Source organism: Streptomyces griseofuscus, assembly GCF_014673495.1.
Lineage (GTDB): Bacteria > Actinomycetota > Actinomycetes > Streptomycetales > Streptomycetaceae > Streptomyces > Streptomyces murinus.
Genome location: NZ_CP051006.1, coordinates 2,290,726 through 2,315,832, shown reverse-complemented (window position 1 = coordinate 2,315,832; position 25,107 = coordinate 2,290,726). Strand labels below are relative to the sequence as shown.

Sequence of the window (25,107 nt, the reverse complement as noted above, 5' to 3'; positions counted from 1 at the left end):
CTCCGTGCCCATGCATGCGGATCGGCCGACGACCGATACCGCCCGTGAGCGGCGCGCCCTCGCCGGGCACCCGGCGCAGGCGGAGGTGAACCGCCACGCCGGCTTGCCACTGTCCGCGCTGCCGCGTCCGCTCCGCGAACAGGAGCAGGCCGACTCCCGCTCCAACCCCGCCCTCAACCCGCTCATCGTCCGGCCTCAGGAGCGTTCCGCCCGCATTACCGCTTCCTGACACGAACCCGAAGACCTGGCTCGCCCGGGCCCAGACCGATGCACGCCGAGGCGAGTTCGTCGATCCCCGCGACGGGGCCATCTCACTCAAGGACTGCATCGCGACCCACTGGTGGCCCACCCGGAGTGGTGACCCGTCCACGATCGAGCGGATCGAGCAGAGGGTACGGCGGCACATCGTTCCCCACCTGGGTGCTCAGCCGCTCAACGCCATCGGTACGGAAGTCCTGCGCCACTGGCAGAAGCGGCTGGAGACGCACCCGGCAGGGTCGAGGCGTGGCCGCCCGAACGGGTCCTGGCGGTACGGGAGGCCCAGCTCTCGGGCTCCGCCAAGGGGAGGCGCTCGGTCTTTCAGCGGACGACATCGACTTCGAGAAGGAGGTCGTGCACGTCCGGCGGCAGGTCAAGATGGTGCGGGCGAAGCTGTGTTTCGCGCTTCCCAAGGGGCGCAAGGTCCGGGACGTGCCGCTGCCGTCAAGCGTGGCCCAGGCCATCCGGCAGCACATGGAGCCATTCGCGCGGGTGCCGGTCACACTGCCTTGGGACGACCCGACTCCGGCCGAGACGCCGGTGGAGGCCAAGCATCGGCGGCCGAGGACCTACAACCTCTCGGTGACGGGACGAGGGCAACACCGACGGTGCTCGTGTGTGGGAGCCGTCCCGGGAGCACGGCTTTCACGCCCTGCGCCACTTCTACGCCTCCGAGGAACTGGAGGCTGGCGAATCGATCGTCTCCCCGGCACGCTGGCTGGGGCACTCCGACCCCGGGTTCACGCTGCGGAAGTACTTCGCGATCTTCGCGTAGCCGCGGCCGTGGCCGGTCGGTCGAGCCCGTGGAGCGTGGCTCGTAGCCCGCTGCGGGGCCCAAAGTCCCAGAGAGGTCCCAGAGATGCCGCCGCACCCCTCCCTGACCCGCTAAAAGCAGGTCAGACGGGGTGCGGCGGCACCCTCGTATCAGATGTCCCGGAACTCTTATACGAAGTTTCTGACCTGCGCAAACGAACCGTCTGAAGATCATCTTGCACGGGCGTTGCACAAGCCGAACAGTGCAGGAGTCACGCGGCCTTCGTGTAGGCGCTCCGGACCGCGATGCGGATCTTGGAACCGGCTCCCACGATCCGGTGCACGTACTTACGCAGAGTAAACGCAGGATCGGCGTGTCCGAGCCGATCCGCGAGTGTGTACACGTCTACCCCGCCGTTGATCATCATCGACGCGTACAGGTGTCGAAGGGCGTGCATCATCTTGTCGCGGGACTTCTCCCAGCGCCGTCCCTTCGTGTTGGGGTCAAGGGGTTTGATGAGGCCGGCCGCCGCCAGAGCGGGCTTCCAGCGGTAGGAGTTGAACCAATTCGACTGAATGGCGGTCTTCTCCCGAGTGTAGAAGATCAGCTGCACCGTGACCGAGTCGCCGCCTTTGCTGCCCCACGGTCGGGTCACCTCGACGGGCGGGTACTTCTCCATGTGCTCGCGCAGGGGGATGGCCACGTCGTCGGTCAGTTCGACCCACCGGTCCTTCGGGTCATCGTCGTCTCCGCCCTTGGGGAGGGCGTACACCAGGAACGAGCCGTCGTGGACTACCTGCCGTTGCACGTGCACCATCGGGCCGTCCGGATGTGCCCAGTCGATGTCCTCTGGCGACAGGCCGAATATTTCCCCTTTGCGAAGGCCCAGGCCGCGACCGCAGTCGACGAGTGCCTTGTAGCGGTCGGGAAGTTCGGCACGGATCTTCTCGGTATCCTCCCACGTCAGGGTCAGCTCTGCCCGGCCGCCATCTCATCGCTTCGGCTTGGCGTCCTGCACTGATTTGGCGAGGCATGGATTTTTGGGTATCAGGCTGTCGTCCACGGCCAGGTCAAAGACAGCCCGAAGATTGTCGAAGACCAGGCGCAGCGTGGAACTTTCGAGCAGTCGACGACGGTCGTGCAGCCAGTCCAGCAAAGACGACGCGTTCACGTCCTTTACGCGCATCTTCCCAACTGCGGTAGTAACGACGTGCAGGAGAATCCGCTCCTTGTGGCGTCGGTAAGTCCGTGGATTCTTGTGTTCGTGCCCCTTGAGCCACGTAAGGGCGAGTTCACTGACCCTGACCTCCCCGGCGCGAGGGTTGATGTACGAACCGTCGTCCACTCCGGACCGCATCTTGGTCTCATGCCTGCGGGCTTCGACCTCGGTGCGGAACAGCTCTGTCTGCTGTACATCTTCCCTGTTGCGCCATCGGGCCTGCCACCGCTTCCCCGTCCCGTGGTCCCGCGTCGGAACTTTGCCGTGTTCCTTGCAGGTCGACTCCCCGTCTTTCGGGCGCGACTTGTGCCAGCGATCGTACGGCATCGACTCAACTCCTAGTTTCCAACGGCCCTTTGAGTCTATTTGTGGACTCTTTTCAATCAGGGTCATCGTCGACGGCGAGATTGTCTGCCCGTTCATCGCGCCCTGAGTGAATTGGATGTTGATCCAGGCGAGCTGAAGATGTCAAATGCATTCTTGGGGTCTTCGCGACAAAGGGCGCAGAGTGGTAGAGAAGATTTCACCTAGACGAATTCTCGCTGAGGGTTCGACGAGGGCTCGACGAACCCTCAGCGAAGATTCGCCTGTGTTCTTCGAGAGTTCGCAAGAGTCGTAGGTATTTCGCCGAAAGGCCCTCTGTTTGGTCCGGCCGGAATTCAATGCAAACGTTCGCCCACCACCACAGCGGAGTACCGCTCACGTGGTTCTTTCCTGCCCGCTTCGAACCGTTTGGAGTGCCCATGCGTCGAACCACTGCCCGTGCGGAAGAAGCCGCCAGTGGCGCGGGGGACCGTTGTCCCTTGATGAGCGCGGAGGAGCTGGCCGACTTCCTGGGCGTACCTCTGAATACGGTCCACATATGGAATCACCGACATCAGGGGCCGCGAGCCCACAAGGTCGGCCGTTATTTGCGCTACCGCTGGCCGGAGGTAGAGGCATGGCTGGAAGCTCAAGCGGTGAATCGCGCGACCTGATCGGCCAAGATTGGCTAGTGCCCTTGTCCTTGGTCGGGCGACAGAACCCGGCGTACAGCCCGACTCGTCTGTCGCTACCTGCGGCTTTGCCTGGGAAAGGGCCTCTGACCTGCGTCGGAGGCCCTTTCCGGTCTTTCGGGGGCTTGCCGCGTTACGCGGCGGAAAGTCCCTCGGAAGTCCCTCGGACAGGGATGAAAGTCCCTGAAAAGTCCCTGGAACGGAGATACGAGGAACCCCTCTGACCTGGGACAGGTCGTAGTCCCGTCGGTCTCAGTGCGGGGCTCTGCGATCGTCCCGTGCGGAGAAAAAAAAGCGGCGTCCGTTGCAGCGTGGGCCCGAGGGAGGGTGGCAGAGGCAGGGTCCCAGTTGTTGACGAACACCGGTAGGGAATCAGCAGTCTCGTGCAGCACTCGCAATATGGATGCTCGGATCCCCGAGGCGGCGGAACCGCGCGGCGCCCCGGCAACCCGCAGCGGCGTTACCGCCCTGCCCGCATGTGCAGCGCTCGTTCGTGCGACTGATCCAATTGGCCGTTGCTCGTATCCCCTCCTGCAGGGGCGTGGGGCTGATCGTCGGGAAGAGGGCACGCAGGCGTGATTGGTCCGCCTGGGAGTGAGGGACATCCCCGACACGGCGGGCTCTGTGCTCCGTGACAGCCCGGAGCCCGGTTGCGGCTTCGATCTCCGGAACAAGGCTCAGAAGGGAGATGCGAGTGCCAAAGGCCAGGTTCACGGGCTTGGGTTCGACGACCCGGCGCAGGACAGCGTCAGCGAGAACCTCACAGACTGTGCCTACATACGTGAAGTCGCGTGTCTGGGTGCCGTCACCGTGGACAGTGACGACGTGTCCGTTGAGGGCGGCACTGATCCACTTGGGGATGACCGCGGCGTAGGGGTGGTCGGCGCGCTGGCCGGGCCCGTAGACGTTGAAGAAGCGGAAGGGGAGTACCGGCAGGCCGAAGCTGTGGTGATACGCGCCCAGGTATGCCTCAGTGGCGAGTTTGGTGACCGCGTATGGGCTCATCGGGGCGGTGGTGAGGCCTTCGTGCTTCGGGAGACACGGGTTCGCGCCGTAGACAGAGGACGAGGATGCGGCGATCACGTGCAGGTTGCCGGCCCGACGGGCTGCTTCGAGGACCTGGAGGGTTCCGGTCGCGTTGGCGTGGTGGCTGGCCAGGGGGTCTTTCACGGATCGAGGCACGGACGGCAGGGCGGCCAGGTGGACGACGGCGTCCGCGCCGTGAAATGCCCGCTCCAGGAGGGCGGCGTCCTGGATGTCGCCCTCGAAGAAGTGGACGTCGAGACCCGCGATGCTCTCCTTGTCACCGGTGGAGAGGTTGTCGATCACACGGACCTGGCTGACTTCGCGGAGCTCCAGCAAAGTCCGGGCCAGGTTGCTGCCGATGAACCCGGCGCCGCCGGTGATCACGATCTTCACGTGGCTTCCCTTCAGAGAGAGTCGACGTGCGCGCCGGCGAGCCGACGGCGGCAGTCGAGGATGTACGGGGCGTGTGCAGTGATCAGGGGAAAGTCGAAGGCGTCGTGGTCGGCGAGCAGGACCACTGCGTCGGCTGCCGCGAGACACTCGGGGGTTACCTCCACTCGCTGGAGCTTCTCCAGGTCGGCAGCCCGAGGGTGAGCGTCGTCGAGGACGTGAGGGTCGGCCGCCTGGACCACTGCACCCATGCCGATGAGCAGCTCGGCGATGCGGGCCGCCGGAGTCTCGCGGGCGTCCCCGGTGTTGGCCTTGTAAGCGAGGCCGAGCAGCAGGACCCGAGAACCGTTGACGGACTTCCTGCGCCGGTTGAGGCCGTCGATGAGGCGCCGGACCACGTAGTCGGGCATGTGGTTGTTGACGTCGTTCGCCAGCTCGACGAAGCGGAAGTTGCGGCCCAGGGTGCGCTGGACGCGCCAGGAGAGATACGAAGGGTCGATGGGCAGGCAGTGGCCTCCGACACCCGGGCCCGGCGTGAAGCGCATGAATCCGAACGGCTTGGTGGAGGCCGCGTCGATCGCCGACCACACATCGATGTCCAGCTCGTGGGCGAAGATGGCCAGCTCATTCGCGAGGGCGATGTTCACGTGCCGGAAGGTGTTCTCGAGCAGCTTGGTCAGCTCGGCCTCCTTGCAGCTGGTGACCGGGACGACCCTCTCGACGAGGGACGCGTAGAAGTGGTGGACGGCTTCCTTGGACGCGGGGTCGATGCCCGAGATGACCTTGGGAGTGTTCTCCAGCTTCCACGTGGCGTTTCCAGGGTCTATGCGCTCGGGGCTGTAGCCGAGGCGGAAGTCCTGGCCGGCGGTCAGGCGGGAGGCGCTTTCGAGGAGTGGGCCGAAGACTTCCTCGGTCGTGCCGGGATAGGTAGTGGACTCCAGGATTACGGTCGCTCCGCGTGTGAGGTGTTGGCCAAGCATCCGTGCGGCTGCCTCGACGTGGGAGAGGTCCGGGACCCCGTCCCGAAGGGGCGTGGGGACCGTGACGATCGCTACGTCGAAGTTCGCGCAGTCGGCCGGGTCGATGGTCGGGAGATAGACGCCGGCGGCAAGGAGCGGAGCAAGGCGTGAGTCCGGGATGTCTTCGATGTATGACTCCGCGCGTACGAGCCGCTTGACGCGCTGGGCGTCCACATCGAAGCCGACGACCCGGTGCCCGATCTCAGCGGCTCTGACGGCGAGCGGGAGTCCGACGTATCCCTGCCCGACTACGACGACGCGGAGCTGCTGGAACTCGCGGTATTTGATCATGCTGTCCACCTCTTGGGCTTCGGGCGGGGACGAGGGCGGTGCATGTAGACCGTCGGCGCTGCGGACGCTCTAAGATGGGAGGCGCCTCGGCCGTACGAGACTCGCTTGGCCGCCTGTCTCGGACGGCCGAGCGCCTTCTTGGCTCTGGGCATGCAGGTCGCGAAACCTGTGGGAAAGGCAAACCGCTGGTTCGATACGATGGCGGTGGCCTGGAGACCCGTATCGTCACGGTGAGTGTCGTCAAGCCGCGAGCTGAGCGATCGTGACGGCTGCGGCGTCCCGACTTTGGCCCGCCGTGGCACCGGCTCCGGCGCCGTACGTACGAAATGGAGCATCCGAGGATGGCTCGACACCTGATCACCAGCGCGCTTCCCTACATCAACGGGATCAAGCACCTGGGCAACATGGTCGGGTCGATGCTTCCGGCGGATGTGTACTCCCGGTACCTCCGCCAGCGCGGCCACGACGTCCTCTACATCTGCGCCACCGATGAGCACGGCACGCCGGCCGAACTGGCCGCCAAGGAGGCCGGACTCTCGGTCGAGGGGTTCTGCGCTCAGGCCCATGACGCGCAGAAGGCCGTGTACGACGGGTTCGAGCTGGCCTTCGACTACTTCGGGCGCAGCTCGTCGCAGCAGAACGTCGAGATCACCCAGCACTTTGCGCGCAAGCTGAACGACAACGGCTTCATCGAGGAGCGCGCCATCCGTCAGGTGTACTCGCCTGTCGACGGCCGTTTCCTGCCGGACCGCTACGTCGAGGGCACCTGCCCGCACTGCGGCTACGACAAGGCCCGTGGCGACCAGTGCGAGAACTGCACTCGCGTCCTCGACCCGACCGACCTGCTCAACCCGCGCTCGGCGATCAGTGGCTCCACGGAGCTGGAGGTCCGCGAGACAAAGCACCTCTTCCTGCTGCAGTCCAAGCTCCAGCACGAGGTCGAGGCGTGGATCGACGCGGTCGGCGAGGAGTGGCCGCAGCTCTCCTCCTCCATCGCCCGCAAGTGGCTGACCGAGGGACTGCACGACCGGGCGATCACCCGCGACCTGGACTGGGGCGTCCCGGTCCCTGCCGACACCTGGCCGGAGCTCGCGGCCGAGGGCAAGGTCTTCTACGTCTGGTTCGATGCCCCGATCGAGTACATCGGCGCGACGAAGGAGTGGGCGGACGCCGCTTCGGATGGCGAGGTCCGTGACTGGAAGTCGTGGTGGTACGAGGCGGACGACACTGTCCGCTACACCCAGTTCATGGCGAAGGACAACGTCCCCTTCCACACGGTGATGTTCCCTGCGACCGAGCTGGGGGTGCGCGAGCCGTGGAAGAAGGTCGACTTCGTCAAGGGCTTCAACTGGCTGACGTACTACGGCGGCAAGTTCTCCACGTCCCAGAAGCGAGGCGTCTTCACGGACGCGGCCCTGGAGATCCTGCCCGGCGACTACTGGCGCTACTTCCTGATCGCCAACGCTCCGGAGTCCGACGACTCGTCGTTCACTTGGGAGCACTTCACCGCCACGGTCAACAAGGACCTGGCTGACACCCTGGGGAACTTCGTCAACCGCGTGCTGTCCTTCTCGCGCAAGCGGTTCGGCGACGAGGTCCCGGCGGGCCACTCGGTCGGTGAGGCGGAGGCGAAGCTGGGTGAGGAGATCGCCCGGCTCCTCGCCGAATACGAGGAGCACATGGAGGCGCTCCAGTTCCGCAAGGCCGCCGCTGCGCTGCGCGCGCTGTGGTCCGCGGGCAACTCCTACCTGGAGGAGAAGGCGCCCTGGCTGGAGATCAAGACCGACCCGGACGGCGCCGCGCTGACCCTGCGCACCGCAATGAACCTGATCCACCTGTATGCGGTGGTCTCCGAGCCGTTCATTCCGTCCACTGCTGCTGCCATGCGTGGTGCCTTCGCGCTGGAGGGCGACACCGCTAGGTGGGTGACCGCCGAGCAGGCCAAGGCCCTGGACACCGTTCCGGCCGGGACTGCGTTCACCGTTCCGCCGGTGCTCTTCACCAAGATCACTGAGGAGGATCTGGAGTCCTACCGGGAGCGATTCGGCGGCTCCGAGGACGCCTGACCGCATCTCTCGCACCTGTACCGCCCGCGCTCTCATCGGTCGGTACGGGTGCTGAGCCGACCGGGCAGGTCCGCACCCGGCACGTTAATCAGCCGGATTCGTGGAGCGGTGCCGCCAACCTCAACCCATGTGACGCCTGCGGATCCGGGCACGTGATCGAGGTAGCGATCGAAGCCCTGCCCGGTCAGCCGTAGCAGCAGGCAGGCGATTCCTCCGCCGTGCCCGACGAGGACGGTTGTGCGGTTCGGTCCCGCACAGACGTCGTCCCACAGGCGCATGTAGCGGGCCTGCACGTCCTCGGACGACTCGCCGCCCGGCGTGCGGAGCTGGTGGATGGGGACGCCTCGGCGGTTCGCTTCCGCTACTGCGAGGTCCCTGGGCCGGCCTCCGAGGTAGCCGCTGTTCTTGGCGGCCAGGCGCTCGTCGACTCGTACGTCGGCGGGGGCGAGCGTGGCGGCCAGCAGCGCGGCGGACTGCCGACAGCGGGACATCGGACTGAGGAGCATCTGGTCCACGGTGATGCCGGCTGCTGCCAGGCTGTCGCCGACCTTGCGGATGTCGTCGACTCCGCGCTGGCTGAGGCTGCCGCCGAGCGCCTGGCCCTGGTGGATGCCCCGCAGGTTCTCCTCTGTCTCACCGTGCTTGATCAGGTAGATCTGCTTCGAGTGCATGGCGTGGTGTCCCCTCCTTCGGGTCAGTCCCATTCCCGGACTTCGACACAGGCGGATACGGCGTTTGCGACCTGGTCGTGGTCGGCTCGACTCATGGCGGGGAAGCGGTCGTAGTGCCACTCGATGTACAGCACGGAGACGAGGTTGATCGTCCCGTCGGCGAGCAGCTTGCTGAGGACCGGATACTCGGCGCCCTCGATGTCCATCTTCACGACGACGTGGTCGTCGGCGGTGACGGTCCGGCGCAGCCACGAACTGAAGTCGGTCGCGGGGACAGGGACAGGTGAGCTGTAGTCGATCTGCCGGTCATACACCGGCGGTACGCGCTTGCCGGGCATCACGGTGGAGCTCTCGTGGTGGCCGAGGAAGAGGTCGATCGTCCCGTCGTGGGTCCATACCGCGCTCTGGGAGATCTTGACGCGCGGGGAGTAGAAGGCCTGCGCGACCTGCTGGTGGATGGAAGGGTGCAGGTCCTTGTTGGGCTCGAACGCGTAGAAGTCGTGGTCGGGAAGTTCGTGGATGAAGCGGTTCAGCACGATTCCGAGGTTCGCGCCGCAGTCGACGAAGACTTTGCGCATGAGGTACTCCCGTGGTCTGGGCCGGGTGTCAGGAGGTCGATCTCCTGCACGGTGCGGTTGGTGAGCAGGACGAAGTCGCCGGTGGAGGGGCGGTAGAAGCGCTCCTCATAGCGGATCGTGATGCGGCGGACCGCTTCCTCACCGCGGTAAGGAGGAAGGTCGCCCCACCCGTAGAGCTGGCCGCCCGGGGCCTTGAGACGGCGCAGTGATCGGGACAGGGGGCCTTTCTGCGCGCCGGCGTTGAGCTGGGTGAACATCCTGGTCAGGTAGGCGATGTGTTCGCGCGCCTGTTCCTCGTCCGCCTGTACGCGTCCGTAGGTCTGCTTGAGCGCGTGCAGTCGGTCCCGGTCGCCGTCCGCCTGGACGAGGAGGTCACGCAGTTCCCGGTCCCAGACGATGCCGAGGTGGCCGTGGAGGACGGGCTCGTCGGTGAGGAAGTAGCCCAGGACGCGGCCGTACTCGCGCTCGTAGGGGCACATGAAGTCGTTGTAGAGACCGAACCTCGCCCCTGAGACGGTCTCGACCTGCCAGTGGACACGTGCCGTGAAGGGCGAGTCCCACCACCCGAGGTGCCAGGGCTGCCACAGCAGGTCGGCGCTGCTGAGCAGGAGCAGGACGAGCGCGATCAGTGTGCCGGCCGCGCCGAACGCCGGGCCGTACTCCGCACCGGGAAGCAGCGTGACGGTGATCGCGAGGGCGACGTTGGCGCCGATGTTCTCCCAGAAGAGGATTCCGGAGGCGAGGGCGACGACGAAGTTGAAGAGGGCGGTTGTCAGGAGGAGCACGATGAGCAGACGGCGGTCGAGGAACGCGATGAGTCCAGCGCCCTCGACGGCCATCGTGAGGAAGTTGACGGGCCGATCGAGGACGCGTGCCCGGCGCAGCACTCGGGCCGTGGTCTCGGCTCGCAGGAAGCGTGCCCAACCCCAGGAGTAGGCGGAGGCCATGAGGTAGTGGGTGCGGTTGTACCAGGCCCACGACCAGAGGTGCGGACCGAGGCGGGCCTTGCTCCACACCGGTTTGACGTAGTGGGAGAACGAGACGCAGCCGAGGACCAGCAGCAGCGCCGCTACGGAACACGAGGCACCGAAGAGCATCGCCACGAAGAACCAGGCGAGGTACGCCTTGAGCAGACGCAGGGGCATCATGGCGTGGTGCTTCCAGCCGCGCAGCCTGCCGCAGTGCACGGCCATCCACGGCAGCAGGGCCGCCGGCCACAGACACGAGGCAGCCGCGAGGAGGAGCAGGAGCCGTTTGTCGAGGCGCTGGGGCGCGATGGGCTCTGTGACGTCGTAGTCGCTGGTCGCCCCCTGCCAGGTGAGCAGGACAATCACGATGATGACGAACCAGCGCAGTGGGCCGGGCTCGGGTGACGGCCGGAACGCGGCCAGTACCGTGAGAGGGAGTGCGATAACCACGGCCAGCAGGACTCGGCGGCGGCGGGCGAGGGCTCGTACAGCCGGAGAGACCACAAAGCGATAGCAGGCCACGACGGTAGCCGCTGATACTCCGATGCCGAGGGAGACGGGGAGCGGGGGAGTCGCCATGGCCGCCTACCGTGCGGATGGTGCGAGGGGCCGTTGACTGGTCGCGGGAAGTGTCTCCAGACAGGAGGCGATCCGTTCCCGTGGGTCGGCCAAGAGGTGCTGGTCCCGGTGGCGTACGACGTTGTTGTGAAGTTCCCGGCTTCGGCTGAGGAAGTCGAGTACAGCTCCGGGGATGATGTGCGGTGATGCGGTGCCCAGTTCCGCCTCGTGGACGACCTTGGCGCACCAGTGCTGGTCATAGGTGGGGAGAGGGATCAGGTGGACCGGTTTGCCGAGTACGAAGGCTTCGCTGATGAGGTTGAAGCCGGCGTTGGAGAAGACCACCTCGGAGCGTGCCATGTCGGCGATGAATGCCTCACGGTCGAAGGTGCAGATCTCGATCCTCTCGTCGGCGTACTGGCGCAGATCCCTGGTCTCTGACGCCTGGGCGTAGATGCGCAGGGCACGATCCGGGACATGCTTGCGGAAGATCTCGGCAAGGGCCCGGACGGACTCCTCCGGACCGTGGTCGAAGTAGCGTGAGAAGTAGGCCGTAGCGAGGGGCTCGGTGCTGACCCGGGCGGACCGAACCACGTCGGGGACGACAGGCGCGATGAACTCCAGCTTCTGGTCGTCGGCCTTGAGAGGGACGAAGGAGCAGATGAACGACCGATCGACGTGGGGCGCGAAGTAGCGCAGACGCTGCTCGTCAGCGGTGCGGGCGTACCGGCCGACAGGAGGCAGGTCGAGGTGCCGGTACTTGCTCTGCTGGTCGACGGAGATCAGCGGCTTCCCGAAGTGGTAAGCCAGACGCGGGGTGTTGGGCTCGTAGTCGGTGATGAACACGTCCGGGACACCGGTGTCCCGAAGTATCCGGCGCAGACGCAGGTGCTTGGCGGCACCGGCGGGTGTCTGCCAGACGTTGGCGCGCACGGCATCCCCTGCGTGTAAGCGGTCGCCCCGTGCAAGAAGCGTCGGCATCCACCCGTCCCACGCGGGGAAGCCGAGATCGCGGAAGTACTCCACGCGGGCGGAGCCGTTGGTGACGATCCGCACGAGGTGTCCGCGGTCGCGAAGGTACTGCGCGATCACACTCTGCCTGACGGAGTGCCCCATGCCGATGCCGTTGACGCCGATGACCACGCTGAGTGGACGCGGGTACTCGAACACGTTGATCCTTTCGTCAGGAGAGTCGAGTGATGACGTTGCGGGTGATGCAGGCGACCTGAGGGTCGGTGGCCAGCAGGCGCGCCCAGTCCGTGGTCGCGGCCGTGAAGACAGTGCCGGCCGCGGTGTACAGGCCGAGGGTGGCCGCGCGGGGGCTGGTCGTCGGCTCACGGGCAGGGAAGCTCCAGTCAGGGGGCAGAGGGGCGATGCCGAGGATCTCGAAGTTCTCAGGCGTACCGTCCTGGCCCGTCGGACGCGGTCGGCCGACCGCGTCGAGTTCGTACGTTGCCCCGTCGCATTCGTAGCCGACCAGGGCTGCCTCGCGTCCGAAGACATCGCCCGTCTTCAAGCCGGTGCCGGAGAAGATCCAGTGGTGCCCCTCTGTCACGGTGAACCCGAGCGGTGCGCGGGGGCCCTCCCAGTGGCCGCCGCCGTTGCGGTAGCTCACGCCGAGCAGGGTGTTCTCGGGCTCGGACTCCCACCAGTGGTCCGGGCAGCCGTACGAGCTGTCCGGGTCCGTCGAGGCGGAGGCCCCGGGAGGAAACTTGTCGCAGCTCAGCCCAGCACCTCTCGGAGCGACGTCCACCCGCCACCAGCAGGTGTTGGCACCGAAGTTGGCGATGTTGCCGCCGGCGTCGCGGAAGGCGGTGACGTTCCGGCGGCCTTCGGCGCTCCAGTACTCGTCGTGTCCGGTGGAGAGCAGAAGGTGGTATCCGTCGTACAGAAGCCGACCCTCGTGGAGGTCCAGATCGGTACAGAAGTCGCTCTCCAGCCCGTTCGCCTCCATCCACGCGATGAAGGGGGCGTCCCAGTGCGCGAACGTCTGGCGGGGAGAGGCGGCCTCATAAGGGTCGGGCAGCCCCTTGACAGGGCCCCCGACGCCGCCCCCGGGGCGGCGCATGGTCACGCGGGAGGCGCTGTACAGGCTACCGCCGCCGGCCGTGTTGTAGGCCTGGTAGGTGAAGGTCGGGATCTTGTAAAGGATCTTGCGGCCCGAGGGAGCGGCGGGAGTGACGACCAGCAGGATCCGCGCCTCACGAGAGTCCATGGATGGCGTGCGGTAGTCCGCCTCCGTGGCCAGCACGGCCACGTAGACCCCCGACCTCCAGTCGGGGGGTACGAGGAACTCGTAAGCAGGCCACTGCCAGTCCCCGTCGAATGTTCCGGGATCGGCGGCGCGGCCCGGCCACTCGGCGTGCCCCGCGTGCTCAGGAGCCGCCCCGCACCGGTAGAAGTCGACGCGGAAACGAGAGGCCGACGTCGCGATATGCAGCCGGAGCACCTCCCCGGCACGGACGCTCGGGCGGGCGCAGTAGCCGTTGATCGTGCTCATTCGCTGCCCCGGGGACGGGCGATGCCGGCGAAGTGGTACGTGTCGACCGGCTCGATGTGCGCCTCCCAGCCCAGGCTGTCCAGCTGCTTGGTGAGGCCGGCAGCGTCATGCAGCACCTTCACGGTGAGGTGCTGGGACCCGTCAGCGAGACGACGACGCACGGTGGGTACCTGCGCTTCAGAGACGGCTTCTTCGATCTCCGCCTTCGCGGGTGCGTCGTCGAAGAACGCAACGCAGCCACCGGGAGCCAGCGCCCATCGCAGCAAGTCCCAGAAGGCTTCCATCTCCACGGGCGGCACGTGGCTGAGCCAGAAGGCGAAGAAGACGGTGTCGAACTGACGGTCCGGCTCCCAGGTGAAGATGTCTGCTTCGATGAAGCGAGTCGGTGTGTCCTGCATCCGGGCTCGGGCGATGCGAAGCATCTCCGGGGCGGCGTCCAGTGCGGTCAGGCTGCGCGCGCGGTCGGCGAGCAACTGGGTCCACTGACCCGTACCACACGCGACTTCCAGGACGTTCCCGCTGACGGGCAGCTCGTCGAGGGCCTCGACGAGCCGGGGCATGTCCATGCGCTCGTCGTACGCGTCGTCGTACTCTGCGGCCCTTGCGCGGTAGTAGGCGATCTGGCGTTGTGACCAGTCGTGTTCTTCCCTGCCGTCGTGCACGATGACCTCTCATTCCACGTGGCGGTGCCATCCGCTGCTCCCGGTGCGCCGCGGCCTCCTCGGCGTGGCCACACGGTGTGTGGCCAGCGGGACGCCGCCATGGCTTCGTCGCTGGTTCAGCGGCCGGGGCCTGGTGTGGCCATCAACGATGTGGCAGGAACCGGCTGATGGCACATTTCGGCGGTGATATCACTGGTGTGATCCGGCTCTGGAGATCCGCAAGAAGCCGGCAGGGGGAGGACGGCGGTAGTGATGGCAGGCGAGCCAAGACGGTGTGATGGATGTGGGCTCAACCTGAGCCGGTACAACCGTGAGCCGCGTTGTGGCCCCTGCACTCGGCTGCTGGTGGCAGCCGAGCCCCATCCGGTCAGCGTGCCTGACCATGTGTGGCAGGACGCCGACGTGGTCACGGCCATGCGCGACGGCGACTTCGGGCCAGCTATCGCCAGGGTCCGCAGGCTTGCCTCGTTACGGCAGGAGGAGATGGCTCGCGTCACCGGCCTGAGTCAGCCGTTCCTCTCTGCTCTCGAGTCCGGATCGAGACGGCTGACCCACTACGACAAGATCGTGACTGTGCTGGAGCGGCTGGGGGTGCCGGAGCATGCCCTGCCGCGGCTGTTCGCTCGATGCCCCCACGATCCGATCGAGGCACCGCGCCCGCACGTGGTGCCAGTTCACGGACCAGTTGCCGTGGAACCCTGGGAGAGCCCGCTCGACGTGGCCAAGCGCCTGAGCACCACCATCTCGTCCAACGCCGAGCCCGCCACCTTGGCCGTGCTGGCCCAACAGGTGGGTGCCATAGTGGACCGGTACGAGGCTGACGGGCCGCACAAGCTCGGCCCCAAGACGTCCGAGTTGCGTAACTTCATCCAGACACTGCTGGAAGGGCGCCAGCCGCCTCGGCAGCGCGCCGAACTGTTCCGCCTGGCCGCCCGAGCCTCCGGACTGCTCAGCTACATGGCGGTCAACGCAGGTTATGAGGCCCACGCCGACGCGTACAGCACCGAAGCCCTTCAGCTCGCCCGGGAGATCGACGACTCGGAGCTGATGATGTGGATCTTCGGCACCAGGTCTCTGGGCGCCTACTACGCGGGGCGGTACCACCGGGCACTCGAGTGGGCCGATGCCGGCCTGGCCATCGATCGGGGCAACGCGCAGGCGATCCGGCTACTGGCCAACGGCCGAGCACGCGCTCTTGGCAAGCTCGGCGACGCGGTCGGTGCACAGCGGGCCATCGCAGAAGCCGAGGACCTCAGCAGTGACCACCGGCTTCCCGACGGTCTGACACCGTGCATAGCCTTCTCCCCGTACAGCATCGCCCGCACCCTGGCGAACGCCGCCACCGCGCACGTCGCCCTCGGCAACACCCGGGAGGTCATCCAGTACGCGGAGCAGGTCGACGAACTCGTCGAGCAGTCCGACTCCGCCTGGAGCCGGGCCTTGGTTCGCCTGGACGTGGCCACTGCACTGCTCGCCGGCCCTCAGCCGGACGTGGAGCACGCCATGATGCTTGGCTTGGAGGTCCTCGAAGCCGGGGGCGGTCCGCCGATACGATCGGTCATCCAGCGCGCCGGTGAACTTCACGCCACTGCGGCACCCTGGCATCAGGTGCCGACTGTGAGGGACTACGCCGAGTCGCTACGACGCTGGCACAACGCTCCCTTGACCCAAGCGGTGACCAACTCTGCCAAGATGGCACTCTCGAGCGATAGCCGTAAGAGAAGGGCACCGGGTGCTGCTCAGCCACGACACCAGCGCGTTTCCTTCCGCCCCGCCGCCGGACATGGCTGACCCCAAGGCCATCGCGGCACACGACTGGGCGGCCTTCGACCGAGTGGAGGAGATGAGCAACCACTGGGACCGGCGTGGGTGGACCCCGTCGACGCGCGCCTACTACTGGATGCTCGTCTTTCCCGCCGGTTCGGCGCTCGCCGAGCACGCTCGAAACTGCCAGGACGAGATCCGGGACCTGAACTTCGACTCCATCGACGCCGATGGCCTGCATCTGACCCTTGGCCGGATCGGCACCATCGAAGAAGTCTCGCTGGAGCAACTGGACACGCTCCTAGCCACCACCGCCGCGATGCCGACGGGCCGGTTCCGGCTCCAGGCCGTACCCATGACCGCGTCCCGCGGCGCGGTCCGCTACAGCGTTGCCCCGTGGACTCCCGTGCTTGACCTGCATTCCCAGTTGTCCGTCGCAGGCGCGCAACGCCAACTGCCTTTCAGAAAGCCGACCGCGGCACTGAGGCCGCATATCGGCATCGCGTACTGCAACCGCCCGACGGACGCCAGCATTGTCCGGGAGGCGATCCGCCCGCTCCGCGACATCGACAGTGTCAGCCTGCCGGTCGACCACCTACATCTTGTCGAGATGCGCCGCGAAGACCGGGCCTATCGCTGGCATGTCATCGATCAAGTAGACTTGGTCTGAGCGCATTCCCGCAAAGCAGAGCGCGTCAGCGCAAGAGTGCCGGCGCGGCGTGCCTGACTTGGCCGTACTGCGGAGCACCGCACGTGGGACGGCCCTTCCACTACTCGCTTACGCACGCGCGTCAGGCCACTCGTCGGACTCATTGCCCGCACCGTTCGGCGTTCGGAGCATGGGGCCGGTGAACTCCGCTGGAGTGTTGAGTCCCGTGAGCAGTTCGACGATCTTGTCGATGTTCGTCAGTCGTCGCGCGCCTGACTCCAGCATGGACAGGAAGGCCTGGCTCAGTCCGGAGAGCTCGGCCATGTCGCTCTGCCGTAAGCCGCTGACTGTACGCACGAGCTGGCACAGCCTGCCGAAGTCGCGAGCGACCAGAGCTTCCTGGACGTCGGCACGAGCCCATACGCCGGGCGGTACGCGGGGTGCCGGTGCAGGTTGATGCCGTGTTGTGCGTGCACAGCTGCCGCAGTAACGGTCCCCGTTGTATCGGCTGAGTAGACAGTGGCAGCGCCGACACCGGCGGGCGCGCTGGCCCAGATCTGTTCCGGAAGCCCGATCAAGAAGGGCAGATTCTCCGGGACCGGGGGCCGCCGCTGTCGCGATCACAGCCTCAGCCCCGACAGTAGGTGCGCGACCGACGCCGTGGCGTCCTTCACGAAAGGCCCTATGTTCTCAGTCCCGGCCAGGTAGAGGCCGAAAACAGCACAGGCCAAGGCGTGTCCTGCCTTCAGCCCGCCTCCGCGGCATGAGAAGACGATCACGATGCCGAGGATCAGCAGGACAGCAACATCGACAGCCACTGCGGAGCCCCTCCGAACTCGTACGGATAGTGGAGACCGAGGCGGTGAGCAACGATCGCGTCGGTGTGACCATGACAGCGGCTCAGAGGTCCACGGAGTATCACGAGCTGTTGCCGATGCTGCTCATCGAATACTCATGGGCTTGTGACCTGACTTTTCAACACCCGCTATCACACGCGTTCGTGAGAGGCTGACCTAGGCTCCGGATCATGACCAGGGATGGGCAGGCGGTAGGCGAAGTGGGGAAGACTCGCCCGGGGTGGCGCCCGGACAAGCTGAGACAGCAACGGGAAGCCCACGGTTTGACGCTCGAAGGGGCGGGCGAGCAACTCCGTGAGGTGGCCCGGGCCGCCGGGCTCACAGTGCCGGCCGCCAACTTCCAGACTCTTTGGCAACACGAGCAGGGTGAGGTCTACCCGGGACCGCACTACCGCCGCGCGTACTGCCTGCTCTACCGCGCGACCGAGCCCGAACTCGGCTTCCGTAACGCTCTTCCCGACGAGGCCAGGACGCTCAGGTTCACCGCGTCGACCGAGCCGCACAACGGAGCCCATGTGCTGGCTGTGGAGCGAGCCCTGCTCCAACTCTCGCCCGGTACGGAGGACACGGACGGGCAGGGCGTGCAGCAGCGCATCCTCGACGCCTGGAAGCGACGGCACACCGGCGGTGACCCGAACAAGCCGACACTCATGATGGTCGGTGGTTACGCGGGCAGCGGTAAGTCGGAGTTCGCGCGCTTCATATCCCAGCTCACCGGCTGGCCCGTCCTCGACAAGGACCCGATCACGCGCCCCCTCGTCGAGCGGCTCCTCGTGGAGATGGGCAGCGATCCGAATGACCGGCACACCGACCTCTACCGGGAGAAGGTTCGCCCGCTGGAGTACCAGTGCCTGCTGGAGACCGCGTACGCGAACATCGACTGTGCGATCAGCACGGTGCTCTCCGCGCCGTTCATCGCTGAGGCCACCGATCCTCGGTGGATGCGACGCCTGATCAATCGCTGCGAAGCACGCGGCGTCACCGTCGTTGTCGTCTGGATCCAGTGCGACATCGACACGATGCACGAGTACATCAGCTTCCGGTCCGCCGCCCGGGACAGCTGGAAGCTCCAGAACTGGGACACGTACGCTGCGGGAATCGACCTCGAACTGCGACCAGTAACACCGCACTTGGTAGTCGACAACCGGCTTGGGGCCGCGATCTCACTTACGGACCAGGTGCGCCAGGTCTTCGGGACGGTGTTCCAGTGAAGCAGGGCGTTCTCCTGTACGGACCGCCGGCGGCAGGCAAAGACACGATCACGGAGGCACTCACCGAACTTGACGGACGGTATGTGCTGTTCACCCGGCTGAAGATCGGGAACGGGAAGACCAAGGGCTACCGGATGGGCACGCCTGAGCAGCTGGCCGCCCTGGAAGCACGCGGCGACGTTATCTACCGCAACGACCGGTACGGCAACGTTTATGTCATCGACCGGCCCGGCCTCGAACAGGCCATGGAAGGCGGCAGAATCCCCGTCGTCCACCTCGGTCAGATGGTGGGGATGAAGCAGGTGGCCGCCGTCTTCCCGGCGCACTGGGTGCGCGTTCTGCTGTGGTGCTCCAAGGAGACCACCGCCCTGCGTTCACCGCAGCGGGGCGACACCGACACGGCGGCTCGGCTGGCCGCGTGGGACGCCACCCAGGCCGACCTTGCGGTATACCCGCAGGCTCAGTGGGAGCTGCGCGTGGACACGGATATGACGCCAGCCAGTGAAGCCGCAAGGAAGATCGACGACATCGTCCGCACCACATCACCTCGCCCCTGACGGCCAGGACGTCAGCGATCCAGCGGATGCACCCTGCTCAAGTCCGGTCGTCCAGGATTCGCTCACCGCGCAGGGCTTCGAGTGCCTCGGCGATATCCAGTCGCTCGTCTCTGTTGCCGTCCCACCGGGCGAGCGTCGTGGCAGCGGCATGCATGAGGGAGTCCGGCAGCCCCGCGTCGGCGAGAAGTGCCGCCGCGTCCTCAAGCTCAGGTCCCCAACGCCAGGCGCGAGCAGCCGTCTTGGGGATGTAATCCGTCTCCACGAGGTAGCTACGGGTGCGCTTCGCTGCGATCACCAAAAGCTCGTCCTCGACACCGTACGACTCGGCCGCTCCGTACGCCACGGCTGCCAGTACGCGGGAGACCTTCTGGTAACTGGAGTACGCGAGCTTGAGTGCGGAGGCTTGCCCGATGTTGTCGCCCAGGACGTGAGTTCGCACATCGGTTCCGGCGAAGAGTTCGGCGATCCGGTCGACCTGCTTGCCGGGGCCGGACAGATAGAGCACCGGAATCTTGCCGCCCACTGGAGGGGATCCGACCACCGCGGCATCGATGACCGTCATCGGGGCCAAACGGTCGGCGATGCGCTGCACACGCGACGGCGTGACGGCGTTCGCTTCGACATAGATCGTTCCCGTGCCAGCCACGCCGAGCTCGGCCACCTGACCGGCAGCCTCCTCCGCGGCGGCCGGTGGGCACAGGGAGAGCAGCACGTCGGAGCGGGAGACGAGCTCGGGCAGTGCCTCGGGCTCGAGGCCCACGCGCTCGGCCCGGCGGCGGGTTGCGTCACTGCGTCCGTCGGGGCACCACAGCACGATGTGGCCGCGGGCGCGCAGTTGCGCGCCGAAGGCGGATCCCATGCTGCCGGGGTGCAGCAACCCGATGGTGTCCGTCACGCCGTGGTCCTCGCGCGGTCGGCGGCGTGCAGAAGCAGGAAATCGATGGCGGCGCGGGCATGCGACACCATGTGGTCCGGCCCGGGATCGTCCGCCGGCCAAGAGCCGTCGCTACCGATCCAGATGGTGCGCAGCCCTGCTGAACGTCCGCCGCCGATGTCGTTGACCGGGTTGTCGCCGACCATCCAACCGCCAGCACCCAGCACGGTGCCGCAGCGGGCCGCGGCCAAGGCGAAGTGCCGGGGCTGCGGCTTGCGCGCGTCGGCCTCCTCGGAGACGAAGACGCCGTCCACACGCTCGGAGATACCGGTGGCCCGCAGCTTGGCGCGCTGGATGTCGACCGAACCATTGGTCGCCACGCCCACTCGCCAGCCCGCTGCACGCAGCTCGTCCAACCCGTCGAGGACCTCGGCCGGGCAAGACACCATGTCCGCAATGTCTGCGCAGTACGCGCCCCACAGCTCCACGGTCGATAGGGGCAGCCGGTACCGGGTGCGGATCGAGTCAAAGGTGGACGGATAGGCCCGCTCGGCCACCATGCCCAGCACGTACGCCTGCTCCCCGTCCTCCAGACCGTGCCGGGTGGTGAACTCGGCGGCCCAGTCGGCGAGGGCTCCTCGCCGGTCCACGAGTGTGTTGTCGAGGTCGAAGAGAACAAGAGGGCGCCGCACATCCCGCAGCCTAATGCGCGGGCTCGTCGTAAGGCCGGACGGCCTCGTCGACCATGAGCCGGATGCGGCCGCCCGGCCCACCGGCGCATCCTCTCGGTCCGCTGGTCCGCGGGGAACCTGCGCGAACGGGTCAGCGCAGTCCCGCGAACACCACGGCTGCCGCCGTGCCGCCCAGGATGGTGCCCACGATCACCTGTGCCGTCGTGTGGTCGCGCAGCGAGACCCGGGACCAGCCGACGGCGGCGACGCCGAGGAAGAGGAGGGCGGCCCACCAGCCGTAGGCGACGGTGATGACGACGGCGACGCCTGAGGCGACGGCGGTGTGGACGCTGACCTTCCACCAGACGGTGACCGCCATGGTCAGCACCAGGCCAGCGATCATGGCGGCGACCAGGGCGACGACCTCGCGGGGCGCGTCGAGCGCCAGGAGCAGGCTCGTGCCGACGAGGACAGAACCAAGGGTGACGAAGAGCGGTATCCACCTTTGGGAGCGGACCTTGAGATGCTTGTCAGTCCAGCGGCCACGGCGGACGCCGGCGACGATGTAGGCGATCGGCAGGCCGCCGCAGAAGGCGCCGGCCAGCAGGCCCCAACTCACACCCGCGAGGGAGTTGGTGGAGTGCCAGCCGATGACCAGCAGGACGCCGACGACCAGGTTGGCGGGCGCCAGGACCTCGGTGACTAGGCGGGCCGAGCGCCGCTCGGCAGGAACAGCGGCAGTGGGCGGAAGCTGCGTGGTCGTGGTCATGCCGGTGTCTCCTCAAGGTGGGCGCGGAGGAAGTCCTGCGTGGCGCGGGAGCGGTAGGCGGTGCTGAGCGTGGTGAGGGCGCGGATCTCGGTGGCCAGGTCGCGGCCTCCGCTGGCGGGAGGCATGGGCTCGCCGGAACCGGTGGCCGCGCCGCGGAGCCGCTCCTCGCGGGCGACGGCGAGCCAGCAGGCCTCGGTGGTGATGTCGGCGTGGGCGCCGATGAAGCCGAGGGAGGTCGCGCGGTCGTAGGCGCGTCCGCGCAGTTCAGCCGGTGCGTGGTCGGCGAGAGTGAGGATCGAGTCGCGGATCTCGATGGTGCGCCGGTACAGCCGGTCGTGCGTACGCAGTGGGTTGGTGGCGTCGGCGGCGCGGCTCGGCGGTGTGTCGAGCCGGGTTTCCGGGACGGCGTCGGTGAGGGTGCGCCACAGGGAGTAGAGGTTGACGAGCTGCCAGTGGGCCCGGATGCGGGCGAGGAGGCGTGGGGCGGCGGGGAGTGTGCTGCCCAGCACGATCAGCAGCAGGGCTAGGAAGAGCAGGTCCGTGCTGAGCGCGTGGTTGACGCGTTCATTGCGCGGACTGTTGCCGAGGTAGTCGATGAACAGCACGGCGACGCGGTGAAAGGCGTATACGAGGCCGACGGTGGTGCCGGTGCCGATGAGGAGCAGCCCTCGGCCCACGAGTCCGCTGTCGGGGCGGCGCCCCCAGCGGGAGCAGAGCAGTGTGGCGCTCAGCAGGGCGGCGCCGAGGTAGGAGGTCCATATGACGCCGTACGCGAGGATCGTGGCGTGGTCGGCGTAGTCCGCCAGGAGGTCCTCCGCCTCGTGAGGCTGGGGCGTGACGAAGAAGCAGGCAGCCAGCAGGACGACCGTGATGGCAGGCACGGCCTTGTGAAGCCTGGATACGCGCATCTCGGTCTTCGACTCGGCCATGTCGGCGACGAAGGTGAGGACCGATGCCGCCGCGACGGTCCCGCAGATGTGCTTGATCAGGAACGTCAGGTTGGTGACGTGCAGGTGTTTGTCGACCGCCGATGCGATGGCGCCCGGCCGGACCGTCATGGCTATGGCGAGTGCCGCGAAGGCCAGCCAGAGACTGAGTCGTTCGGGTCTCCGGAAGGCGGAGCGGGCACGCCAGAGGGTGACGGCCCAGAGCAGGACGGCGGGTATCGCGTCAATTATTTGTGGGGGACGTCTCAGGTATCGCTGAGCGCGGCATTGAGCCGACGCAAGGTGGTGGGGGTGGGCCGGTCGCTGGTTCTACGCAGAGCGGCGCGGGTCGCGATGAGGCCGGCCAGCGTCTCCGCGCTCCGCTCCTCCTCGGTCTCGTAGCTCGTGCGGCCAAGGACGCCCGTCACGAGGTCAGGGTCGAGGTGGTGAAAGGCTCGGCCGAGGGTTTGGCGAGGGGTGTGCCCGAGAAGCATGTGGCTGACCTCGTGCAACACGATGTGGTCCCGGTGGAGGGGACTGGTTGCGTCCTCGACGAGTATGTGGTCTGCCTTGTCTGTGGCGAGCCACGCTCCGCAGGGCAGTTCGTCACCGGTGATCGCGGGGAAGGTGTGCAGGTGGATAGGCCGGCCGCGCTTCTTGGACACGCGGGCGAGCAGTTCCTCGATCTTGAAGGGGTCCGGAAGGTCGAGATCGTCCAGGACGGATGCGAGCCGGATTTCCTGATCTTGGGCAGGCCCCGAACGACCGGACTTCATCTGCCCTCCGACTCCGACACTTCTCGAACGCGCGACTCACTGCCGCGATGCCGTGGCGAGTATATGGATCATTTCCGGTCGCACATATGGAGGGCTGCCGACTGTGCCGGTTGAATCAGGACAATCATGCGCAAGTGGGGCGTCTAATCCTTGCTAATGGGGCATCAGCTCACGCTGCCGTGATGTTTGCCACTGGAATCCGTGGCGGTGATTGAATCCTCTTCGAGGACCCCGAGGCCTTCGAGTTCGCGAGCGCGTTCGATGAATTCGGAAATGATCTTGAGGCTCTTGTCGGAGAGTCCGGACGCACGTAGCGCCACTGATCTCACGCCTGCATCTCGCATGGCGGCGAGTGCGTCGAGTTCGGCGGCGATCTTCTTTGATTCGTCGTCGTCGAAGAAGTAGGCGGGCTTCACGCCGAAGAACGTGGAGAGGGCCTCGAGGTGGCGCTTGGTCGGATTGTCCTTGGCGCCGGTCCTCAGTTGCCAGATGTAGCTCGCGGAGATGGTCGGGCCGCCCTGTCGGCGGATGCCCGACGCCACCTCCTCGTAGCTGTACGGGCCGCGCCCCTTCGGGTGGACGGTGGTGAACAGCCGATCCAGGCGACCGGCAAGCGTGACCCCGCCGCCCGCCTGCGCCGCAGGTGGGTTGTTCTCGTGGTCCATTGTGGCCGTCCTCCGGTTGCGTCACTTCCACTGGCGTGAATGGCCACCCTATCCTCATCTTCCCTGGTTGACAGCCGCGCCCCATCTCAGTCTAGTGTGATCATCGTGCCACCCACCCACGAAAACGGTCCAGGCCGGGGTGGAGCCAAAACGACGATGCCCGGGAGCGCCAACTCCCGGACATCCGTCGGCTGCCCTCGCCGAGGGCACCCAATGATCCGGGGCCGCGCGGCCAGCTTGCAGGCGACAACCGCGCAGCCCCGTCCATGAAGACGGAGTATCACATGCGCCCACCCAGCAGCGGAATCCCGGCAGCCCCGACGCGGGGCCGGTGCCAGCGGCTCCAGCGTCGTCGAGTTCGCCGGGAGAGCTGATGGCCCGCATCCGGACAGTCAAGCCCGACCTGTTCGTCAACGAACGGGTCGCGGCCTGCTCGGTCACCGCGGTCGTCACCTACATCGGCCTGTTCACCCAGTCCGACGACCACGGGCGGCACCGGGACAACCCGGCGATCATCGCCGGCCTCCTCTGGCCGCTGCGCGCCGAGCACACTCCCGTACACGTGGAGGAGGACCTCCAGCAGCTCGCCGACGCCGGACTGATCTGCCGGTACACCGGCTGCGACGGCAAGCGCTACCTCCACATGAACGGCTGGTACGAGCACCAGAAGATCGACCGGCCCAGCCAGTCCCGGCTCCCGGTCTGCGTCGCCCACAACAGCGACAAGAGGTGCGGCCCGTGCAAGGCCGGCTGCGTCGAGGTCGAGGCGAAGACTCGGGGAGCAGTGGACGAACCCTCGGCGAACCCTCACCGAGCCGTCGACCCGCGCCCCGCACAGCCCGCGCGTCCCCACAGCGACCGCGCCACGGCTCCGGGCACCGGCGACGACAGGCATCCCGACACCAGCGGGACGGCCTCCCCAACGGGAGGGGAAACCACAGGTCAAGGCCAGTTCGTCGAGGCTTCGCCGAACCCTCTGCGAAACCTCGACGGAGCCTCGACGTCCGGATCCAGGATCATGGATCCTGGATCGTCTTCACCTACGGGGCGCACAGCGCCCGACGGCACGGTCACCGCCAAGAACCTCCTCGCTGAGTACGTGGGCATCTGCACCGAGCGCCCGCCCGGTGACGTCCTCGGACACCTCGGGCGCCTGCTGAAGAAGCTGCTGGCCGAAGGCATCGACGTGGACCACATCCGCGCCGGCCTCGCCCGCTACGCCGAGATCCAGGGCCATCCCTCAAGGCTGCCGAGCCTGGTGAACGACGCCATGAACGCCCGCGTACCGGCCCAGACGGCATCCCGGCCCGGCGTCACGCACCGAGCGTGGATCAACCCGGTCGACCCGGTCTCCGCCTACGCGGAGGAGCTGTGAGGCGCGAGCCCGAGCTCCTCGGTGCCGGAGCCCTCCAGCGACTGCAGCGGATCCTCAC

26 protein-coding genes and 1 pseudogene are annotated in these 25,107 nt (G+C 66.9%); 9 read left to right on the top strand and 18 right to left on the bottom strand.

Annotated elements, in window-relative coordinates; genetic code table 11:
- Positions 1–308: 308 nt before the first annotated feature.
- Positions 309–425 (top strand): annotated as a pseudogene (locus HEP81_RS42645) (site-specific integrase); the annotation flags it as partial.
- A gap of 449 nt (positions 426–874) precedes the next feature.
- The gene (locus HEP81_RS41465) at positions 875–1,033 is read left to right on the top strand and encodes a site-specific integrase (RefSeq protein WP_243279372.1); all 159 of its coding nucleotides are present in this window, start codon (positions 875–877) and stop codon (positions 1,031–1,033) included.
- A gap of 250 nt (positions 1,034–1,283) precedes the next feature.
- On the opposite strand, the gene HEP81_RS41460 is transcribed toward HEP81_RS41465, so the two are convergent.
- Positions 1,284–1,955: a tyrosine-type recombinase/integrase gene (locus tag HEP81_RS41460; RefSeq protein ID WP_243279794.1), complete on the bottom strand. Its 672-nt coding sequence runs from the start codon at positions 1,953–1,955 to the stop codon at positions 1,284–1,286.
- 48 nt (positions 1,956–2,003) lie between these two features.
- Positions 2,004–2,654, bottom strand: coding sequence for a hypothetical protein (locus HEP81_RS41455; RefSeq protein ID WP_243279371.1), 651 nt, complete (start codon positions 2,652–2,654; stop codon positions 2,004–2,006).
- Between the two features lie 239 nt (positions 2,655–2,893).
- Between HEP81_RS41455 and HEP81_RS10150 the strand changes: the two genes are divergently transcribed.
- The gene (locus tag HEP81_RS10150) at positions 2,894–3,208 is read left to right on the top strand and encodes a helix-turn-helix transcriptional regulator (RefSeq protein WP_338058741.1); all 315 of its coding nucleotides are present in this window, start codon (positions 2,894–2,896) and stop codon (positions 3,206–3,208) included.
- Positions 3,209–3,598: 390 nt separating this feature from the next.
- Here HEP81_RS10150 and HEP81_RS10145 read toward each other — a convergent pair whose 3' ends face one another.
- Together HEP81_RS10145 and HEP81_RS10140 are read right to left on the bottom strand one after the other, a co-directional pair.
- Positions 3,599–4,645, bottom strand: coding sequence for an NAD-dependent epimerase/dehydratase family protein (locus HEP81_RS10145; RefSeq protein WP_078967689.1), 1,047 nt, complete (start codon positions 4,643–4,645; stop codon positions 3,599–3,601).
- 11 nt (positions 4,646–4,656) lie between these two features.
- Positions 4,657–5,952 carry a nucleotide sugar dehydrogenase gene (locus tag HEP81_RS10140; protein WP_037662419.1) on the bottom strand — a complete coding sequence of 432 codons (1,296 nt, stop codon included), beginning with the start codon at positions 5,950–5,952 and terminating at the stop codon, positions 4,657–4,659.
- 341 nt (positions 5,953–6,293) lie between these two features.
- Here HEP81_RS10140 and metG point away from each other — a divergent pair, with 341 nt between their 5' ends.
- On the top strand, positions 6,294–8,018 hold the full coding sequence (metG, locus tag HEP81_RS10135) for a methionine--tRNA ligase (RefSeq protein ID WP_037662422.1): 1,725 nt from the start codon (positions 6,294–6,296) through the stop codon (positions 8,016–8,018).
- A gap of 32 nt (positions 8,019–8,050) precedes the next feature.
- Here metG and HEP81_RS10130 read toward each other — a convergent pair whose 3' ends face one another.
- From HEP81_RS10130 to HEP81_RS10105, 6 genes are read right to left on the bottom strand one after another with little or no spacing between them, the layout of a single operon-like run.
- Entirely contained in the window at positions 8,051–8,689 is a 639-nt protein-coding gene (locus tag HEP81_RS10130) for a histidine phosphatase family protein (protein WP_037662424.1), read from the bottom strand.
- A 23-nt stretch (positions 8,690–8,712) separates the two neighbouring features.
- Positions 8,713–9,267: an FkbM family methyltransferase gene (locus tag HEP81_RS10125; protein ID WP_037662426.1), complete on the bottom strand. Its 555-nt coding sequence runs from the start codon at positions 9,265–9,267 to the stop codon at positions 8,713–8,715.
- Positions 9,219–10,814: a hypothetical protein gene (locus HEP81_RS10120; protein ID WP_037662427.1), complete on the bottom strand. Its 1,596-nt coding sequence runs from the start codon at positions 10,812–10,814 to the stop codon at positions 9,219–9,221. The genes HEP81_RS10125 and HEP81_RS10120 overlap by 49 nt, the downstream gene beginning before the upstream one ends.
- Positions 10,815–10,820: 6 nt before the next feature.
- Positions 10,821–11,963: a glycosyltransferase family protein gene (locus HEP81_RS10115; protein WP_243279370.1), complete on the bottom strand. Its 1,143-nt coding sequence runs from the start codon at positions 11,961–11,963 to the stop codon at positions 10,821–10,823.
- A 13-nt stretch (positions 11,964–11,976) separates the two neighbouring features.
- Positions 11,977–13,293 carry a N,N-dimethylformamidase beta subunit family domain-containing protein gene (locus HEP81_RS10110; protein ID WP_037662429.1) on the bottom strand — a complete coding sequence of 439 codons (1,317 nt, stop codon included), beginning with the start codon at positions 13,291–13,293 and terminating at the stop codon, positions 11,977–11,979.
- Positions 13,290–13,859, bottom strand: coding sequence for a class I SAM-dependent methyltransferase (locus HEP81_RS10105; RefSeq protein WP_243279793.1), 570 nt, complete (start codon positions 13,857–13,859; stop codon positions 13,290–13,292). Before HEP81_RS10105 ends, HEP81_RS10110 begins: the two co-directional genes overlap by 4 nt.
- A 441-nt stretch (positions 13,860–14,300) precedes the next feature.
- On the opposite strand from HEP81_RS10105, the gene HEP81_RS10100 reads away from it, so the two are divergent.
- Complete coding sequence (locus HEP81_RS10100) at positions 14,301–15,746, top strand: helix-turn-helix domain-containing protein (protein ID WP_167739881.1); 1,446 nt, start codon at positions 14,301–14,303, stop codon at positions 15,744–15,746.
- The gene (locus HEP81_RS10095) at positions 15,688–16,389 is read left to right on the top strand and encodes a 2'-5' RNA ligase family protein (protein WP_243279369.1); all 702 of its coding nucleotides are present in this window, start codon (positions 15,688–15,690) and stop codon (positions 16,387–16,389) included. Before HEP81_RS10100 ends, HEP81_RS10095 begins: the two co-directional genes overlap by 59 nt.
- A gap of 108 nt (positions 16,390–16,497) precedes the next feature.
- On the opposite strand, the gene HEP81_RS10090 is transcribed toward HEP81_RS10095, so the two are convergent.
- Positions 16,498–16,725: a helix-turn-helix domain-containing protein gene (locus HEP81_RS10090; protein WP_274599483.1), complete on the bottom strand. Its 228-nt coding sequence runs from the start codon at positions 16,723–16,725 to the stop codon at positions 16,498–16,500.
- 263 nt (positions 16,726–16,988) lie between these two features.
- Positions 16,989–17,186, bottom strand: a complete 198-nt coding sequence (locus tag HEP81_RS10085; RefSeq protein ID WP_037662434.1) for a hypothetical protein — start codon at positions 17,184–17,186, stop codon at positions 16,989–16,991.
- A gap of 209 nt (positions 17,187–17,395) precedes the next feature.
- On the opposite strand from HEP81_RS10085, the gene HEP81_RS10080 reads away from it, so the two are divergent.
- Complete coding sequence (locus HEP81_RS10080) at positions 17,396–18,436, top strand: AAA family ATPase (protein WP_037662435.1); 1,041 nt, start codon at positions 17,396–17,398, stop codon at positions 18,434–18,436.
- Positions 18,437–18,519: 83 nt separating this feature from the next.
- Positions 18,520–18,993, top strand: coding sequence for a P-loop NTPase family protein (locus HEP81_RS10075; RefSeq protein WP_338058740.1), 474 nt, complete (start codon positions 18,520–18,522; stop codon positions 18,991–18,993).
- 37 nt (positions 18,994–19,030) lie between these two features.
- Here HEP81_RS10075 and HEP81_RS10070 read toward each other — a convergent pair whose 3' ends face one another.
- The 6 genes from HEP81_RS10070 to HEP81_RS10045 all read right to left on the bottom strand — a co-directional run bounded on the left by HEP81_RS10070 (position 19,031) and on the right by HEP81_RS10045 (position 23,674).
- The gene (locus HEP81_RS10070) at positions 19,031–19,888 is read right to left on the bottom strand and encodes an NAD(P)-dependent oxidoreductase (protein WP_078967690.1); all 858 of its coding nucleotides are present in this window, start codon (positions 19,886–19,888) and stop codon (positions 19,031–19,033) included.
- Positions 19,885–20,559, bottom strand: a complete 675-nt coding sequence (locus HEP81_RS10065; RefSeq protein WP_037662438.1) for an HAD family hydrolase — start codon at positions 20,557–20,559, stop codon at positions 19,885–19,887. The genes HEP81_RS10070 and HEP81_RS10065 overlap by 4 nt, the downstream gene beginning before the upstream one ends.
- 130 nt (positions 20,560–20,689) lie before the next feature.
- Positions 20,690–21,307 (bottom strand): phosphatase PAP2 family protein, encoded by a 618-nt coding sequence (locus HEP81_RS10060; protein WP_037662440.1) that lies wholly within the window; start codon positions 21,305–21,307, stop codon positions 20,690–20,692.
- Positions 21,304–22,482, bottom strand: coding sequence for an MAB_1171c family putative transporter (locus tag HEP81_RS10055; RefSeq protein ID WP_421673953.1), 1,179 nt, complete (start codon positions 22,480–22,482; stop codon positions 21,304–21,306). Before HEP81_RS10055 ends, HEP81_RS10060 begins: the two co-directional genes overlap by 4 nt.
- A gap of 17 nt (positions 22,483–22,499) precedes the next feature.
- Positions 22,500–23,009: a hypothetical protein gene (locus tag HEP81_RS10050; RefSeq protein WP_243279367.1), complete on the bottom strand. Its 510-nt coding sequence runs from the start codon at positions 23,007–23,009 to the stop codon at positions 22,500–22,502.
- Positions 23,010–23,173: 164 nt separating this feature from the next.
- On the bottom strand, positions 23,174–23,674 hold the full coding sequence (locus tag HEP81_RS10045; RefSeq protein ID WP_051850596.1) for a helix-turn-helix domain-containing protein: 501 nt from the start codon (positions 23,672–23,674) through the stop codon (positions 23,174–23,176).
- A 373-nt stretch (positions 23,675–24,047) separates the two neighbouring features.
- Between HEP81_RS10045 and HEP81_RS10040 the strand changes: the two genes are divergently transcribed.
- Positions 24,048–25,049, top strand: a complete 1,002-nt coding sequence (locus HEP81_RS10040; RefSeq protein ID WP_037662445.1) for a hypothetical protein — start codon at positions 24,048–24,050, stop codon at positions 25,047–25,049.
- Positions 25,050–25,107 lie beyond the last annotated feature (58 nt).

Bases quoted from the DNA above. Each gene is read 5' to 3' on its own strand.
- HEP81_RS41455 (WP_243279371.1), bottom strand. From the start codon at position 2,654: ATGAACGGGCAGACAATCTCGCCGTCGACGATGACCCTGATTGAAAAG.
- HEP81_RS10150 (WP_338058741.1), top strand. From the start codon at position 2,894: ATGCAAACGTTCGCCCACCACCACAGCGGAGTACCGCTCACGTGGTTC.
- HEP81_RS10140 (WP_037662419.1), bottom strand. From the start codon at position 5,952: ATGATCAAATACCGCGAGTTCCAGCAGCTCCGCGTCGTCGTAGTCGGG.
- metG (WP_037662422.1), top strand. From the start codon at position 6,294: ATGGCTCGACACCTGATCACCAGCGCGCTTCCCTACATCAACGGGATC.
- HEP81_RS10130 (WP_037662424.1), bottom strand. From the start codon at position 8,689: ATGCACTCGAAGCAGATCTACCTGATCAAGCACGGTGAGACAGAGGAG.
- HEP81_RS10125 (WP_037662426.1), bottom strand. From the start codon at position 9,267: ATGCGCAAAGTCTTCGTCGACTGCGGCGCGAACCTCGGAATCGTGCTG.
- HEP81_RS10120 (WP_037662427.1), bottom strand. From the start codon at position 10,814: ATGGCGACTCCCCCGCTCCCCGTCTCCCTCGGCATCGGAGTATCAGCG.
- HEP81_RS10110 (WP_037662429.1), bottom strand. From the start codon at position 13,293: ATGAGCACGATCAACGGCTACTGCGCCCGCCCGAGCGTCCGTGCCGGG.
- HEP81_RS10105 (WP_243279793.1), bottom strand. From the start codon at position 13,859: ATGGACATGCCCCGGCTCGTCGAGGCCCTCGACGAGCTGCCCGTCAGC.
- HEP81_RS10080 (WP_037662435.1), top strand. From the start codon at position 17,396: ATGACCAGGGATGGGCAGGCGGTAGGCGAAGTGGGGAAGACTCGCCCG.
- HEP81_RS10060 (WP_037662440.1), bottom strand. From the start codon at position 21,307: ATGACCACGACCACGCAGCTTCCGCCCACTGCCGCTGTTCCTGCCGAG.
- HEP81_RS10050 (WP_243279367.1), bottom strand. From the start codon at position 23,009: ATGAAGTCCGGTCGTTCGGGGCCTGCCCAAGATCAGGAAATCCGGCTC.
- HEP81_RS10045 (WP_051850596.1), bottom strand. From the start codon at position 23,674: ATGGACCACGAGAACAACCCACCTGCGGCGCAGGCGGGCGGCGGGGTC.
- HEP81_RS10040 (WP_037662445.1), top strand. From the start codon at position 24,048: ATGGCCCGCATCCGGACAGTCAAGCCCGACCTGTTCGTCAACGAACGG.